Origin of the sequence: Paraburkholderia sp. ZP32-5, from assembly GCF_021390495.1 — a bacterium.
Lineage (GTDB): Bacteria > Pseudomonadota > Gammaproteobacteria > Burkholderiales > Burkholderiaceae > Paraburkholderia.
The window spans coordinates 3648183-3663402 of record NZ_JAJEJP010000001.1; the positions used below are offsets into that span (position 1 = coordinate 3648183).

A 15220-nucleotide genomic window follows, 5' to 3' on the forward strand; every position below is an offset into this window, starting at 1 on the left:
AGTTTACACTAGGCCCCTACTCCGCGACGTCTTGTACTTCGGTACTTCGCGCGCTGCCCGGGGCCGCACCGCTCATCGCTCCCCATGCTCGACAATCTGACTCAACGGATGGCGCGCGTCGTCAAGACGCTGCGCGGCGAAGCCCGGCTCACCGAGGCCAACACCCAGGAAATGCTGCGCGAAGTGCGTCTCGCACTGCTCGAGGCCGACGTGGCGCTGCCCGTCGTGCGCGAGTTCATCGCGAAGGTCAAGGAGAAGGCGCTCGGCGAGGAAGTGATCAGCAGCCTGTCGCCGGGTCAGGCGCTCGTCGGCGTGGTGCAGCGCGAGCTGACCGCGGTGATCGGCGGCGATTACGAAGGCAAGGCATCCGAGCTCAATCTCGCGGTCACGCCGCCCGCGATCATCCTGATGGCGGGTTTGCAGGGCGCCGGTAAGACGACCACGGTCGGCAAGCTCGCGAAGCTGCTGCGCGAGAAGTACAAGAAGAAGGTGCTGACGGTTTCGTGCGACGTCTATCGTCCCGCCGCTATCGCGCAGTTGAAAACGGTGACCGAGCAGGTCGGCGCCGACTTCTTCCCGTCCGAGCCGAACCAGAAGCCGGTCGACATCGCGCGCGCCGCGGTCGATTGGGCCAAGCGCCACTACCACGACGTGCTGCTGGTCGACACGGCCGGCCGTCTCGGTATCGACGAAGCGATGATGCAGGAAATCGCCGCGCTGCACGCCGAACTGAAGCCGGCCGAAACGCTGTTCGTCGTCGATGCGATGCTCGGTCAGGACGCGGTCAACACAGCGAAGGCGTTCAGCGATGCGCTGCCGCTCACCGGCGTCGTGCTCACCAAGCTCGACGGCGACTCGCGCGGTGGCGCGGCGCTGTCGGTGCGTCACGTGACGGGCAAGCCGGTCAAGTTCGTCGGTGTCGCCGAAAAGCTCGACGGTCTCGAAGTGTTCCACCCGGACCGGATGGCGAGCCGGATTCTCGGCATGGGCGACATCCTCGCGCTCGTCGAGGAAGCGCAACGCGGCGTCGACGTGCAAGCCGCGCAGAAGCTCGCCGACAAGGTCAAGAAGGGCGGCGACTTCGATCTGAACGATTTCCGCGCGCAGCTCACGCAAATGAAAGGCATGGGCGGCCTGTCGTCGCTGATGGACAAACTGCCCGCGCAGTTCCAGCAGGCCGCGGCCGGCGCCGACATGAGCCAGGCGGAAAAGCAGATGCGCCGCATGGAAGGCATCATCAATTCGATGACCCCGACCGAGCGCGCCAAGCCCGAACTGATCAAGGCGACTCGCAAGCGCCGCATCGCCGCGGGCGCGGGCGTGCAGGTGCAGGAGGTCAACCGGATGCTGAACCAGTACGAGCAGATGCGCACGATGATGAAAAAGCTCAAGGGCGGCAACCTGCAGAAGATGATGCGCGGTATGAAGGGCATGATGCCCGGCATGCGCTAAGCTTGATGGGACGGCGCGGCTGACTTCGGACTCGCGCGGGTTTATTCTGTACCGCGTGCCGCCGTCCGCCGCAGGAACGTCCTTCGGGGCGCGCCCATTCACACTATGTATACAGTTATCGCCCGTCAGACGTCATGAACCGCGAAGAAGCCCTCCATATTTTTCAACATTCCGAAGAGATCGTTTCGGCTCCGGACGTCACTGCGTCGATCGCCCGCATGGCGGGCGCCATCCGCGACGAGATGAGCGAGGACTTCCCGCTCGTGCTGTCGGTGATGGGCGGCGCCGCGGTGTTCACCGGCATGCTGCTGCCGCACCTCGATTTCCCGCTCGAATTCGACTACATCCACCTGACGCGTTATCGCAACAGCACGCAAGGCAGCAATGAGATGCAGTGGCGTGTCGCGCCGGCCGAGTCGGTCAAGGATCGTGTCGTGCTCGTGCTCGACGACATCCTCGACGAAGGCGAAACGATGGCCGCGATCCGCGACCGCATCCTCGCGATGGGGGCGAAGCGTTTCCTGTCCGCAGTGCTGTGCGAGAAGACCATTCCGAAGGCCAAGCCGCTGCGTCCCGATTACTGCGGCTTCGAAGTGCCGGATCGTTATGTGTTCGGCTGCGGGATGGATGCGAAGGGATATTGGCGTAACCTGCCGACCATTCGTGCGCTGACCGACGGGGCTTGAGCGAACGCGCAATCAGCGTGCAGGTGGGTGTGAGTGCTTTGCGTAGCGTAGGCGGCCCTCCATGCCCGTACCGCGCGGCACGCTGGTTTTGATATTGATCCGGCTTTTGCCCGCCTCTTTACCGGCGTAAAAAAAGCGGCCTGCGTGGCCGCTTTTTTTATGGCTGCGTCGGCGGCATGCTTGCTTATGTGCCTACCGCTTGCCGCATCACAGCTGATGTACGAAAGAACGGATACCGCCGAGCATCATCTCCACTGATATCGCCACGAGTACGAGGCCCATCAGCCGCTCGAAAGCCGCCATCGTGCGCTCGCCGAGCCACGCCTGAATACGCTCGGCCAGCATCAGCACGATTGCACAGACGATCATCGTGACGGTCAGCGCGCCGATCCACTCGAACGTCTTGCCGGGCGCCTGCGAGGTCAGCAGCATTACCGTCGCGAGCGCCGACGGACCCGCGAGCGCGGGAATCGCGAGCGGCACGATCAGCGGTTCGCCGCCACGCGCGTCGCCGCCGAACGGACCGTCCGGATGCGGGAACACCATACGCAGCGCGATCAGGAACAGCACGATCCCGCCGCCGATCCGCAGCGACTGGTCCGACAGGCTCATCATGCGCAGAAAGCCCTGACCGAGCACCATGAACACCAGCAGGATCGCAAACGCAATAGCAACTTCGCGCAGGATGACGACCGTGCGACGCTCGGGCGCCACGCCGCGCAGACAGCTGATGAAAAGTGGGATGTTGCCTAGCGGATCGGTAATCAGAACCAGCAGCACGGTCGCGGACAGGAAGGTGTACTCCACTGCCCGCTCCGTTTAGCCCGCGAGCGCCGCGCGCACTTTGCCGATCACGGTTGTGGCGGCTTCCTCGACCGGCAGCAGTGTCGCTTCAGAATCGCGCCGGCCCTGATACTCGAGCTTGCCGTCCTTCAGACCGCGCTCGCCGATCACCAGACGATGCGGCACGCCGATCAGCTCCCAGTCGGCGAACATCACGCCCGGGCGCTCGCCTCGATCGTCGAGGATCACGTCGATGCCGGCCGCGACGAGTTCCGCGTACAGCTTGTCGGCCTGCTCGCGCACCGCGTCGCTGCGGTCATAGCCCATCGGGCACAGCACGACTTCGAACGGCGCGATCGACTCCGGCCAGATGATGCCCTTGTCGTCGAAGTTCTGTTCGATCGCGGCGCCGAGAATACGCGTGACGCCGATGCCGTAGCAGCCCATTTCCATCGGCCGCGGCTTGCCGGTCTCGTCGAGGCAGGTTGCGTTCATCGCCTCGGAGTATTTGGTGCCGAGCTGGAACACGTGGCCCACTTCGATGCCGCGGCAGATGTCGATCACGCCCTTGCCGTCCGGCGACGGATCGCCCTTCCGCACGTTGCGGATGTCGGCAACGACCGGCTCCGGCAGATCACGGCCCCAGTTCACGCCGGTGATGTGATAGTCGACCTCGTTCGCGCCGACCACGAAGTCGCTCATGTTCGCGACCGTGCTGTCCGCGATCACGTTGACCGACTTCTTCGTGTTGATCGGACCCAGGTAGCCGGGCGGCGTGCCGAAGGTCTCGATGATCTCGGCTTCGGTCGCCATGCGGAAATTACCGAGGCCGGCAAGCTTGGCCGCCTTGATCTCGTTCAGATCGTGATCACCGCGCAGCATCAGCAACCAGATGGTCGCCGGCGCGCCTTCGTTCTCGGTGGCGAGCACGACCGACTTGATCGTGCGCTCGAGCGGAATGTTCAGCAGTTCGGCAACCGCCTCGCACTTCGCCTTGCCGGGCGTCGCGGTCTTTTTCATCTCTTCTGCCGGCGCCGCGCGTTGCGCGATCAGCGGCAGCGCTTCGGCGGCTTCGACGTTCGCGGCGAAATCCGAGGTCGGGCAATAAGCGATATCGTCTTCGCCGGTCTCGGCGATCACGTGGAACTCATGCGAGCCGCTGCCGCCGATCGAGCCGTTATCGGCCGCGACCGCGCGGAAGTCCAGACCGAGACGCGTGAAGATGCGCACGTACGCGTCGTACATCTTGCGATACGACTCGCGCAGACCCTCGATGTCCTTGTCGAACGAATACGCGTCTTTCATGATGAATTCGCGGCCGCGCATCACGCCGAAACGCGGACGGATTTCGTCGCGGAACTTGGTCTGCACCTGGTAGAAGTTCACCGGCAACTGACGGTAGCTTTTGATCTGATTGCGCGCGATGTCAGTGACGACTTCCTCATGCGTCGGGCCCATCACGAAGTCGGCCTGCTTGCGGTCCTTGAAGCGCAGCAGCTCGGGACCGTACTTTTCCCAGCGGCCCGATTCCTGCCACAGCTCGGCCGGCTGCACGGCCGGCATCAGCAGTTCGATGGCGCCCGCCCGGTTCATTTCCTCGCGCACGATCGCTTCCACTTTACGGATCGAACGCAGCCCGATCGGCAGATAGTTATAGATACCGCCGGCGACGCGACGGATCATGCCCGCGCGCACCATGAGCTTGTGGCTGATGATTTCGGCGTCGGCGGGCGCTTCTTTCAGGGTGCCGATAAAGAAACGGGAGGCTTTCATTCAGATTGTCCAAAAGCGGCGGCTCCGGTGGGACCGCCCGAAAAGGTGAAAACGTTTTGGGGAACTCGATACAGATCCGACGCCGGGCCAGCGCGCTTCAGCCGACTGTGGCGGCACGCTGCTCCCGAGCGGCGCCGAAACCACCGCGCAAAGCCTTCGCGCAAGGGATAAGGCACGGAAAACCGACAGGCTACCGCAAACCCGGCCGGTTGCGGCGAATCGTTCCAATCTTCCTCGATTCGGTGCGTCGGGTCCGTTATCTGTTTATAATCAAAGCAATTTTAAAGGATTCGAAGGTGGTTGTATGCTGGATCGTGAAGGCTTTCGCCCGAACGTCGGCATCATCCTCTTGAACGCGCACAACGAGGTGTTTTGGGGCAAACGGCTCCGTGAACATTCCTGGCAGTTTCCGCAAGGGGGCATCAAATATGGTGAGACCCCCGTGCAAGCGATGTATCGGGAGTTACACGAAGAAACCGGGCTGCTTCCTGAGCACGTCAAGGTGATCGGTCGTACGCGCGACTGGTTGCGTTATGAGGTGCCTGACAAGTTCATCAAGCGCGAAGTACGCGGTCATTACCGCGGCCAGAAACAAATCTGGTTCTTGCTTCGGATGGTAGGACGCGATTGCGACATCTGTTTGCGCGCCACCGACCACCCTGAGTTCGATGCGTGGCGCTGGAACGAATATTGGGTGCCGCTCGACTGTGTGATCGAGTTCAAGCGGGATGTGTATCAGTTGGCGCTGACGGAGCTATCCCGTTTCATGCGCCGGCCTGCGCCGCGTGCGGAAAAACCTGGCGGGCACCATGGGTCGCGTTATCCGCGGGTAGCACCGTCAATGCAGAACCCGCCGGATTCCACAGTAACCATGGTCGCTACCGTGAGTTCGGTTACCGTCGAGACATCGACACATGTGCTGGTCGTGCCGGATTGCGGTTCCGGCGCGCGGGGGCCGGCAAGACCCGTGCGAGAGCGTGAAACGGCCGACGAGGCCGCTATCCCGCTAGTTCGCCCGGGCATGCGCGATTAACCATTCCAGGCGGCTGCCCATGCTGCCTCTCTCTGGCGCGGCTTTCGGGCCGCGCCGCCGTTTCGAGGGAATCATATTGAAAGCATTTGTACTCGCCGTGGCGTGCGTCGCCACTGGCGCCCTGCTGGCAGGCTGCTCGAGCGCCGGCAAACCGACCAATAAAGACGACAGCGCGTTCACGTACCTGCTGGACCGCAAGTCCAATTGGGTTGAGAACAAAGTGGACTCGCTGCCGCCACTGCCGACGGAAGCGAATCTGCTGCCGTTCGAAGTCTCCGGCAACACGCCGCTGCAGTTTGCGATCGACAAGAACTCGGTGAGCGTCGGCACCGACGGCGTGGTGCGCTACACGGTAGTTGTCGTGAGCCCGAGCGGCGCGCGCAACGTCAATTACCAGGGGATCCGCTGCGATACCTATGAATGGCGCCAGTACGCCGGCCTGAACGCGGATCACGACGGCTGGGATACAACGGTCGCCACTGAGTTCTCGCGTATCGAAGACGGTGCACTGAACGCATACCAGTCGGCGCTGTATCAGGACTATATGTGCGCGAACAAGATGCCGACCGGCAGCGCGAAAGAGATTGTCGAAAATATCCGCTACAAGCGGACACGGACGTCGCAAATTCACTGAAGGCGGTACTTGCGGGGAAGCGTGCGGATCAACGTACGCAACTCCGAAGAGAAAAAAGCCGTTCCGGCCTGCGCTGGAACGGCTTTTTTATCGGCTTTTCACGGTCGATCCACCCGTGCTGCCCGAAATCTCAAATCAGCACGAGGTTGTCCCTATGGATCAACTCTGGCTCAAGCATATAGCCGAGCACCGATTCGATTTCGCCGCTCGCGCGCCGCTGGATCAGTTTGGTTTCCGCACTGCTGTAATTCGTCAAACCGCGCGCGACCTCGCGTCCCGACGCGCTCAGGCAAGCGATCACCTCGCCGCGCGCAAACGCGCCCTGCACGCCGACGATGCCGATAGGCAACAGGCTCTTACCACCGGCGGTCAACTTCTCGACCGCGCCATCGTCTATTACGACATGACCGCGCACCTGCAAGTGATCAGCCATCCATTGCTTGCGCGCCGCCATGCGCGCGGTGCGAGCGATCAACTGCGTGCCGATCCCCTCGCCCGCCGCGAGCCGCATCAGTACATCCGCCTCGCGCCCGCTCGCGATCACCGTGTTGGCGCCGCTATGAGCCGCGCGTTTGGCGGCGAGAATCTTGGTGAGCATGCCGCCGCGGCCCAGGCTCGAACCAGCGCCCCCCGCCATCGCCTCGAGTTCCGGCGCGCCGGCGTCGGCCTGCTGGACGAGCGTCGCCGAGGGATCCTTGCGCGGATCGGCGGTAAACAGGCCTTGTTGGTCCGTAAGAATGACGAGCGCGTCGCCTTCGATCAGATTCGCAACCAGCGCGCCGAGCGTGTCGTTATCGCCGAACTTGATTTCGTCGGTCACGACGGTGTCGTTTTCGTTGATGATCGGCACGACTCCGAGGCGCAGTAGCGTGAGCAGCGTGGAGCGCGCATTCAGATAGCGCTCGCGATCGGCGAGATCGGCGTGCGTGAGCAGGATCTGCGCGGTCTGGATCGAATGTTCGGCGAAGCGGCTTTCGTATACCTGCGCGAGCCCCATCTGACCGACGGCCGCGGCCGCCTGCAGCTCGTCGATTTCACGGGGACGCTTTGTCCAGCCGAGACGCTGCATGCCCTCGGCGATCGCCCCCGAGCTCACCAGCACGACCTCCTTGCCCTGCGCGCGCAGCGCGGCAATCTGCGCGGCCCAGCGGCCGATCGCTGCATGATCGAGGCCGCGCCCGTCGTTTGTAACGAGGCTCGAGCCGACTTTCACTACCAATCGCCGTGAATCTGCGATGACGGAACGCATTGTGCGTTGTCTCCCAAGATGACGCGTGATGCATGCCGGCAGCCCGCCGCTGGCACCGGCGCTCGAATTTTTACTGCTGCGGCTCGGGCTCGTTGTTCGAGCCGCCGCCCGCGGCCGACACCGCTTGCCCTTCGCGGAAACGCACGTCGGCGGCGAGATCTTCGGCTTCGGCCGCGCGCTGCGCGTCGGAATGCTCGGCAAGGTAGTCGAACACCGCGTAGCAGAGATTTTCACAACCCTGGCCCGTGAGCGCCGAGATTTCGAACACCGGACCGTCCCAACCGAAGCCTTCGAGGAAAGCCGCCACGCGTGTTTCGCGGTCGTCTTCCGGCACCATGTCGAGCTTGTTCAGCACGAGCCAGCGCGGCTTCTGGTACAGCAGCTCGTCGTACTTGCGCAGTTCGTTGACGATCGCTTTCGCTTCCGCAACCGGATCAATCGACTCGTCGAACGGCGCGACGTCGACGATGTGCAGCAGCAGGCCGGTGCGCTGCAGATGTCGCAAGAACTGATGACCGAGGCCTGCGCCTTCCGCCGCGCCTTCGATCAGGCCCGGAATGTCGGCGATCACAAAGCTGCGGCTCGGCCCGACCCGCACCACGCCGAGATTCGGCGCGAGCGTCGTGAACGGGTAATCGGCGATTTTCGGCTTTGCGTTCGACACCGACGAAATGAATGTCGACTTGCCGGCATTTGGCATGCCGAGCAGACCGACATCGGCCAGCACCTTGAGTTCGAGACGCACCATACGGCGCTCACCGGGCTTGCCATCGGTCTTCTGACGCGGCGCGCGGTTCGTACTGGATTTGAAATGCAGATTGCCGAGGCCGCCCGCGCCGCCCTGGGCGATCTGCACACTCTGATTGTGCTCGGTCAGATCGGCGATCAGCTCACCGGTATCCATATCGGTGATGGTGGTGCCGACCGGCATGCGCAGCGTGATATCGTCGCCGCCCTTGCCATAGCAGTCCGAGCCGCGACCGTTTTCGCCGTTGCGAGCCAAGTGCTTTTTCGCGTACCGGTAGTCGATCAGCGTATTGATATTCCGATCCGCAACCGCGATCACGCTGCCGCCACGGCCGCCGTCGCCACCGTCGGGACCGCCGAACGGAACGAATTTCTCGCGGCGCATCGACGCGCTGCCATCCCCTCCGTCGCCGGCGATGACTTCAATCCTCGCTTCGTCAATGAACTTCATGCGTAACTCCGTCCCGTATGTGCTGCCTGATTGTGTTGCCGATGTGATGCAGGAATGCTGCCAATTGGATTCTGCTATTTTGCCGCGCGCGTCGCGCGTTGATCAATCGACCACGCAGCGTAGGCGCCGGCCAACGCCATGCCTGGCGTCGCGGTCATAGCGCGTCAAAGCGCGCGCCAGAATAAAAAAGGCCCCGCAAACTTCGCGGGGCCTTGTTCCGGTCCTGAAGCCCGTGCCTGATTTAACTCAGGCTGCCGGGACGACGGAAACGGTGTGCTTCTTCGCTGCGCCCTTGGTCGAGAACTGGACGTGGCCGTCCTTCAGCGCGAACAGGGTGTGATCCTTGCCCATGCCGACGTTCTCACCAGCGTGCATACGCGTGCCGCGCTGACGCACGATGATGCCACCAGCATTGATAGCCTGGCCGCCGTAAACCTTCACGCCGAGGCGCTTCGATTCGGAGTCGCGGCCGTTCCGGGACGATCCGCCTGCCTTTTTGTGTGCCATTTGATTTGCTCCTTAACCGGTGCGCTTACGCGTTGATCGCGTCGATGCGCAGTTCGGTATAGTTCTGGCGGTGGCCGCCATGCTTCTGGTAGTGCTTCCGGCGACGCATCTTGAAGATGGTCACTTTAGCGTGACGACCTTGCGACACGACGGTAGCCTTGACGGAAGCCCCACTGACCAGCGGCGTACCGAACTTAATCGATTCGCCTTCGCCCACTGCGAGAACCTGGTCGAGCGTGATTTCTGCGTCAATGTCTGCCGGTATCTGTTCTACTTTAAGTTTTTCGCCGACGGCAACCTTGTACTGCTTGCCACCGGTTTTTATGACCGCGTACATTGAGAACCTCACTCTGTATTCATTTTTCCCACGCACCGCGCGCGGAAACTGTTGATTATACATAGAGTTAGCTGCTCGGTCAAAATCCGCTTACCGATCCGTTTTTCGCCCTGCTTCGTGGCCTTTTTCGCGCGCTCTCGCGCCACCGCACACGCCGAGCGCTGCTCCTCGCCCCGTCTCGGCCCGCGGCGGCGCGGTCGCTCAGAACGCCCCCGCGCGGCAGCGACGACCCGGAAACGCCATGATCGCCTTATAATTCGCGGCATTACCCAATTCAGCCATCATGTCGTCGACCGCCACTTCCTCCCCCAACGTCGCCAGCCTGCTTGCTCCGATCGTCGAAGACATGCAGCAGGTCAATCGCGTCATCCGGCAACGTCTTGCGTCCGACGTGATGCTGATAAACCAGATCTCCGAGTACATCATCAGTGCCGGCGGCAAACGGCTGCGTCCGGCGTTGCTGCTGTTGGTGGCGGGGGCTCTGGGCGACACGACGGGCCACCGGCACGAACTGGCCGCGGTCGTCGAATTCATCCACACCGCAACATTGCTGCATGACGACGTCGTCGACGAATCCGATCTACGACGCGGTCGGCAAACCGCCAATGCACTCTTCGGCAACGCCGCGAGCGTGCTGGTCGGCGATTTCCTTTACTCGCGCTCGTTCCAGATGATGGTCGGCGTAGGCAAGATGCGCGTGATGGAAATTCTTTCGGAGGCGACCAACATCATCTCCGAAGGCGAAGTGCTGCAATTGCTGAACATGCACGACGCCGACGTCGACGAAGCCCGTTACATGCAGGTGATCCGCTACAAGACGGCCAAGCTGTTCGAAGCGGCTGCCCAGCTCGGCGCGGTGCTGGCCGGCGCGGACGCCAAAACCGAAGCCGCTGCGGCGGAGTATGGCCGCCGCATCGGCACCGCGTTCCAGATCATGGATGACTGGCTCGATTACACAGGCACGGCCGAATCGATGGGCAAGAACGCCGGTGACGATCTGCGCGAAGGCAAGCCGACGCTGCCGCTCATCTATCTGATCGAGCGCGGCACCCCGGAACAGTCCGCGCTTGCGCGCGAAGCAATCGAGCACGGCGGCACCGACCGTTTCGATACGATTTTCGACGCGATTACACGCTCCGGCGCACTCGATCACACGCTTGAATGCGCGAAACAGGAAGCTCAGGCGGCCGCAGCGGCTATTTCCTCGTTCCCCCATTCCATTTTTAAAGAGAGCCTGCTAGAATTATGTTCTTACTCGACGGCAAGACAGTCTTGAACGAGACTGAAATGCCGGATTAGTCTGAATCGAGTCAGCAGTACCAAATCGGGGTGTAGCTTAGCCTGGTAGAGCGCTACGTTCGGGACGTAGAGGCCGGAGGTTCGAATCCTCTCACCCCGACCAGATTCTTCCTGTTAGTTCAGGGTTCGAGAAACCGCCGCAGCAATGCTCGGCGGTTTTTTTGTTTGTGCGATGGCTTTTCATTGCCCACGTGACCAGCAATCCGGTCTCGTTTCGCCGACGCCGCGACGCGCGCGGCGGTACGCGCTACCCCCTCTGCTATATTCTCTCCATCCCTTTCCCTCAATTTTCACGACGCGTGGAACAACTTCCCTTATGGGCGCAGATTGGCGCCGTCTTTCTGCTGCTCATCTGCTCCGCCTTCTTTTCCATTTCCGAGACAGCGATGATGGCGCTGAACCGCCATCGGCTGAAATATCTCGCCAGCCGGAATGCTCTCGGCGCGAAGACCACCCAAGGGCTGCTCGCACACACCGATCAGCTACTGAGCGTCATTCTGATCGGCAACAACCTGTTCAACACGATCATCCCCGTCCTGACTACCTCGATCGCGCTGCACACGTTCGGCCGTAACAATCTCGTGCTCTCGATCGCGACCGGCATCGTCGCGTTCCTGATCATCGTGTTCGCGGAAATCACGCCGAAGATCGTCGGCGCGACGTTTCCCGAAAAGATCGCACTGCCCGCGAGCCTGCTGATCGGCCCGCTGATGCGCGCGGCGAAGCCGCTCATCTGGTTCGTCAATCTGTTCGCCAACGGCATCCTGCGCGTACTGCACATCAACACGAAGGGGGCGCGCGAACAGCGGCTGTCCACCGAGGAATTGCGCACCATCGTGCTCGAATCAGGCAGCTTCATGCCGACCAAGCATCGCAGCATCCTGCTGAACCTGTTCGATCTCGAAAACATCTCCGTCGACGACGTGATGATCCCGCGCCGCCGCATCGAAGCGCTCGACTTCGACGCGCCATTCGAGCAGATCCTTCATCAACTCGAAACCTGCTACCACAACAAACTGATCGTCTATCAGGGCGACATCGACCGCGTGCTCGGTGTGCTGCACGTGCGCAAGACGCTCTCGGCCCTGCACAATCAGGAGCTCGGGCGCGACACACTGCGCGAACTGCTCACCGACCCGTATTTCGTGCCGACCGGGACGCCGGTCTTCCAGCAGCTGCAATACTTCCAGGAAAGCCGACAGCGCACCGCGCTCGTCGTCAACGAGTATGGCGAGCTGCAGGGCCTCGTTACGCCAGAGGACATCATCGAGGAGCTGATCGGCGAATTCACGACGTCGATCCCGCGCAGCGCCAGCTCGCGCGGCGGCTGGAACGACGCGGGCGAATGCATCGTCGCGGGCAGCATGCCGCTACGCGAACTCAACCGCTGGCTGCAGCTCGCGCTGCCCACCGATGGTCCGAAGACACTCAACGGCCTGATTCTCGAAATCCTCGAAGACATCCCCGACGGCGACGTATGCGTGCGAATCGGCGACACGAAGCTCGAAGTGATGCGCAGCGACGATCAGGCGATCCGCACCGTCAAGCTGTTCAGACCGCCGTCGCGCACGAAAGGCGCCAAGGCACGACCGGGCTAAGATCCATGTCGTTCACAGGCGCTGTGAGTGCCTGTGTGTCGTTCACTGACTCGCGTTTAGCATCACACATCGCCACTGCTTGCGCCATTAGCCGAATGGCTGAATGGCGCCGACGCGCGCACTGCCGGAAGATGAAGCCGTCACGTTCTACAGGCGGCTCATCACCGGTCTCTCATGCAGGCATCTTTTTCCTCCCGCGCGGCGGCACCGCGCCCGCTGTCCCTCGACGACGAAAGCAGTTCAGCTACCCACACCGATACCGACAACGCCCCCGCCGTGCGTCTGTTGACCGACACGTTGCAGGAAGCGACTCGGCGTAACGCGTCGGATATTCACATCGAGCCGGCGGAGCACGGCTGGCGCACGCGCCTGCGGATCGACGGCGTGCTGCATGAGATGCCGCGGCCGCCCGCGCATCTGCGCGACGCGTTCGTCACACGTGTGAAGGTGCTCGCGCGCATGGACATCGCCGAGCGGCGCGTACCGCAGGACGGCCGGCTACGCATCGCGACGTCGCCAGGCAAGCTCGAAGACTATCGCGTCAATTCACTGCCCACGCTGTTCGGTGAAAAGCTCGTGTTGCGCCGGCTCGACGCGCTGCCAACGGATCTTTCGCTCGACTCGCTGGGCCTCGATTCGCAACAGCGCGACGCCGTCGATGCCGCGATCCGAGCACCGCACGGCCTCGTGCTCGTCACTGGCCCGACCGGCAGCGGCAAGACGTTGTCGCTGTACTGCTTCCTGAACCTGCTGAATGATGAAGCGCGCAATCTCTGTTCAGTGGAAGATCCGGCGGAGATCCAGCTTGCCGGCATCAATCAGGTCAGCGTGCGCGAGAAAGCGGGACTCACGTTCGCGGTCGCACTGCGCGCGTTTCTGCGTCAGGACCCGGACGTCATCATGGTCGGCGAAATTCGCGACAACGAAACCGCGGATGTTGCCGTGAAAGCCGCGCAAACCGGTCACCTTGTGTTGTCCACGCTGCATACGAACGACGCGCCCGCGGCGATTGCGCGGCTCATCGATATCGGCGTCGAACCGTATAACCTCGCGGCTGCGCTGCGCATGGTGACGGCGCAGCGGCTCGTGCGGCGGCTGTGCGTCGCGTGTCGAGTGCCCGCACCGCACTCGGCGACGGCACTCAAGGCCGCGGGGTTTGCTGAGCATCAGCTCGATGGCTGGCAACCCTATGCAGCTGTCGGCTGCCCGGCCTGTCACGACATCGGCTATCGGGGACGCGTCGGTATCCATCAGGTGATGCCCGTGTCCGACGCAACGCGTGAGTTGATCGTCGCCAGCGCGGGCGTCCACGAGGTGGCCCGGCTCGCGCAGATCGAGCAGGTGGCAACGTTGCGCGACGCCGCGCTGGCCCGCGTACGCGACGGCACCACCAGTCTCGCCGAAGCGCTCGCCGCTACGGAAGTCGCATGAGCACCGCCACGCTCCCACAGGCCGTTGCGTCGGACATGCGCTTCCGATGGCGCGGTATCGACGCCGACGGCACGCGCCAGAGCGGCACCTTGATCGCCCCGGACGCCAGTACCGCCCGCACGATACTCAAACGCGAAAACCTGTTCATCGTCGAACTCGCGATGCAAGGACCGGCACCACGCGCGCGAACCCGCGCCGCGGACGTCACGCTGTTCACGCGGCAACTCGCGAGTCTGCTGCGCGCCGGCTTGCCGCTCGCGCCCGCGCTCGAACTGCTCGCGCAAGCGCCCGGCTCGGGACCACGCAAGGCATGCCGCGCATCGTCGGCGCGGTTGCGCGCGACATCACCGCCGGCCTGCGTTTTTCGGCGGCATTGCAACAGCACCCGGCGCAGTTCAATGCGCTGTACTGCCAGCTCGTCGAGGTCGGCGAAGCGGCAGGCGCGCTGGCCACGGTGCTTGCCCGTCTCGCCGAAGACCGCGAGCGCACCGCCGCGCAACGCGCAAAAGTCCGCGCAGCACTGACCTATCCGGTCGCCATCCTGCTGCTGGCAATCGCGATCACCGCCGCCTTGCTGGTGTGGGTCGTGCCAACCTTCAAGCAGATCTTCGAAGGCTTCGGCGCGAAGCTCCCCGCGCCTACGCAGTTCGTGCTGGCGTTATCGGCCGGCGCGGCACGCTGGAGCGGGCCGCTAGTCGTGCTGATATTCGCCATGACCTCGGCGCTGACGTTTGTTCTGCGGCGCTCGGACGCGGCGCGCGTGCGCCTCGCGCGTCTATCGCTCAAGCTGCCGGTGGCCGGTCCACTACTGCTCACACTCTGCGCGGCCCGCTGGAGCCGCGCGCTCGGCACCCTGCTATCGGCCGGCACCCCGCTCGCCGACGCGTTCGACTCGCTCACGCACGCGACCGGCAATGCTTTCTTCGATCGAGCGACCGCCGGCATCGCGGTCAGGCTGCGAGGCGGCGAACGGCTCGCCGCAGCAATGCGCGCGGCGCGCTGCTTTCCGTCCGAGGTCGTGCAGCCGGTCGCGGTCGCGGAGGAATCCGGCGCGCTCGACAGCATGCTGCTCGACGTCGCATCGCTCGCGGATCGCCAGGTCGACGAGCAGATCGGCACGCTGTCGAGCCTGTGCGAGCCGCTCGTGATCGTCGTGCTCGGCACGCTGGTCGGCGGCCTCGTGATCGCGATGTATCTTCCCATCATTCAACTCGGCAACGTGGTGTAGCATCGCAGCCAA

General features: G+C 63.1%; 13 protein-coding genes, 1 tRNA gene and 1 pseudogene. 9 read left to right on the forward strand and 6 right to left on the reverse strand.

Features of this window, described 5'->3' with window-relative positions; all coding sequences use genetic code 11:
- Positions 1-84 precede the first annotated feature (84 nt).
- Positions 85-1452, forward strand: coding sequence for a signal recognition particle protein (gene ffh, locus L0U82_RS15815; protein ID WP_233832173.1), 1368 nt, complete (start codon positions 85-87; stop codon positions 1450-1452).
- A 134-nt stretch (positions 1453-1586) separates the two neighbouring features.
- Positions 1587-2138, forward strand: coding sequence for a hypoxanthine-guanine phosphoribosyltransferase (locus L0U82_RS15820; RefSeq protein WP_233832174.1), 552 nt, complete (start codon positions 1587-1589; stop codon positions 2136-2138).
- A gap of 207 nt (positions 2139-2345) precedes the next feature.
- On the opposite strand, the gene L0U82_RS15825 is transcribed toward L0U82_RS15820, so the two are convergent.
- Together L0U82_RS15825 and L0U82_RS15830 are read right to left on the reverse strand one after the other, a co-directional pair.
- Positions 2346-2945 carry a MarC family protein gene (locus tag L0U82_RS15825; protein WP_233832175.1) on the reverse strand — a complete coding sequence of 200 codons (600 nt, stop codon included), beginning with the start codon at positions 2943-2945 and terminating at the stop codon, positions 2346-2348.
- Between the two features lie 12 nt (positions 2946-2957).
- Positions 2958-4694 (reverse strand): proline--tRNA ligase, encoded by a 1737-nt coding sequence (locus L0U82_RS15830; RefSeq protein ID WP_233832177.1) that lies wholly within the window; start codon positions 4692-4694, stop codon positions 2958-2960.
- A 304-nt stretch (positions 4695-4998) separates the two neighbouring features.
- Here L0U82_RS15830 and L0U82_RS15835 point away from each other — a divergent pair, with 304 nt between their 5' ends.
- Both L0U82_RS15835 and L0U82_RS15840 read left to right on the forward strand, forming a co-directional pair.
- Positions 4999-5727 (forward strand): RNA pyrophosphohydrolase, encoded by a 729-nt coding sequence (locus L0U82_RS15835; protein WP_233832179.1) that lies wholly within the window; start codon positions 4999-5001, stop codon positions 5725-5727.
- A 76-nt stretch (positions 5728-5803) separates the two neighbouring features.
- Positions 5804-6361, forward strand: a complete 558-nt coding sequence (locus L0U82_RS15840; RefSeq protein WP_233832180.1) for a CNP1-like family protein — start codon at positions 5804-5806, stop codon at positions 6359-6361.
- A gap of 130 nt (positions 6362-6491) precedes the next feature.
- Here L0U82_RS15840 and proB read toward each other — a convergent pair whose 3' ends face one another.
- From proB to rplU, 4 genes are all read right to left on the reverse strand, one after another.
- Positions 6492-7610 (reverse strand): glutamate 5-kinase, encoded by a 1119-nt coding sequence (gene proB, locus L0U82_RS15845; RefSeq protein WP_233832182.1) that lies wholly within the window; start codon positions 7608-7610, stop codon positions 6492-6494.
- 70 nt (positions 7611-7680) lie between these two features.
- Positions 7681-8808, reverse strand: coding sequence for an Obg family GTPase CgtA (gene cgtA, locus L0U82_RS15850; RefSeq protein WP_233832183.1), 1128 nt, complete (start codon positions 8806-8808; stop codon positions 7681-7683).
- Between the two features lie 246 nt (positions 8809-9054).
- Positions 9055-9315: a 50S ribosomal protein L27 gene (gene rpmA / locus L0U82_RS15855; protein WP_008923994.1), complete on the reverse strand. Its 261-nt coding sequence runs from the start codon at positions 9313-9315 to the stop codon at positions 9055-9057.
- A 25-nt stretch (positions 9316-9340) separates the two neighbouring features.
- The gene (gene rplU, locus L0U82_RS15860) at positions 9341-9652 is read right to left on the reverse strand and encodes a 50S ribosomal protein L21 (protein WP_007180329.1); all 312 of its coding nucleotides are present in this window, start codon (positions 9650-9652) and stop codon (positions 9341-9343) included.
- A gap of 283 nt (positions 9653-9935) precedes the next feature.
- On the opposite strand from rplU, the gene L0U82_RS15865 reads away from it, so the two are divergent.
- The 5 genes and pseudogenes from L0U82_RS15865 (at position 9936) to L0U82_RS15885 (ending at position 15208) form a co-directional block, all read left to right on the forward strand.
- The gene (locus tag L0U82_RS15865) at positions 9936-10928 is read left to right on the forward strand and encodes a polyprenyl synthetase family protein (protein WP_233832184.1); all 993 of its coding nucleotides are present in this window, start codon (positions 9936-9938) and stop codon (positions 10926-10928) included.
- 49 nt (positions 10929-10977) lie between these two features.
- Positions 10978-11054 (forward strand) — tRNA-Pro (locus L0U82_RS15870).
- Between the two features lie 196 nt (positions 11055-11250).
- Complete coding sequence (locus L0U82_RS15875) at positions 11251-12549, forward strand: HlyC/CorC family transporter (protein WP_233832185.1); 1299 nt, start codon at positions 11251-11253, stop codon at positions 12547-12549.
- A 174-nt stretch (positions 12550-12723) separates the two neighbouring features.
- Positions 12724-13980, forward strand: a complete 1257-nt coding sequence (locus tag L0U82_RS15880; protein WP_233832187.1) for a GspE/PulE family protein — start codon at positions 12724-12726, stop codon at positions 13978-13980.
- Positions 13977-15208 (forward strand): annotated as a pseudogene (locus L0U82_RS15885) (type II secretion system F family protein). The gene L0U82_RS15880 and the pseudogene L0U82_RS15885 overlap by 4 nt, the downstream one beginning before the upstream one ends.
- Positions 15209-15220: the final 12 nt, after the last annotated feature.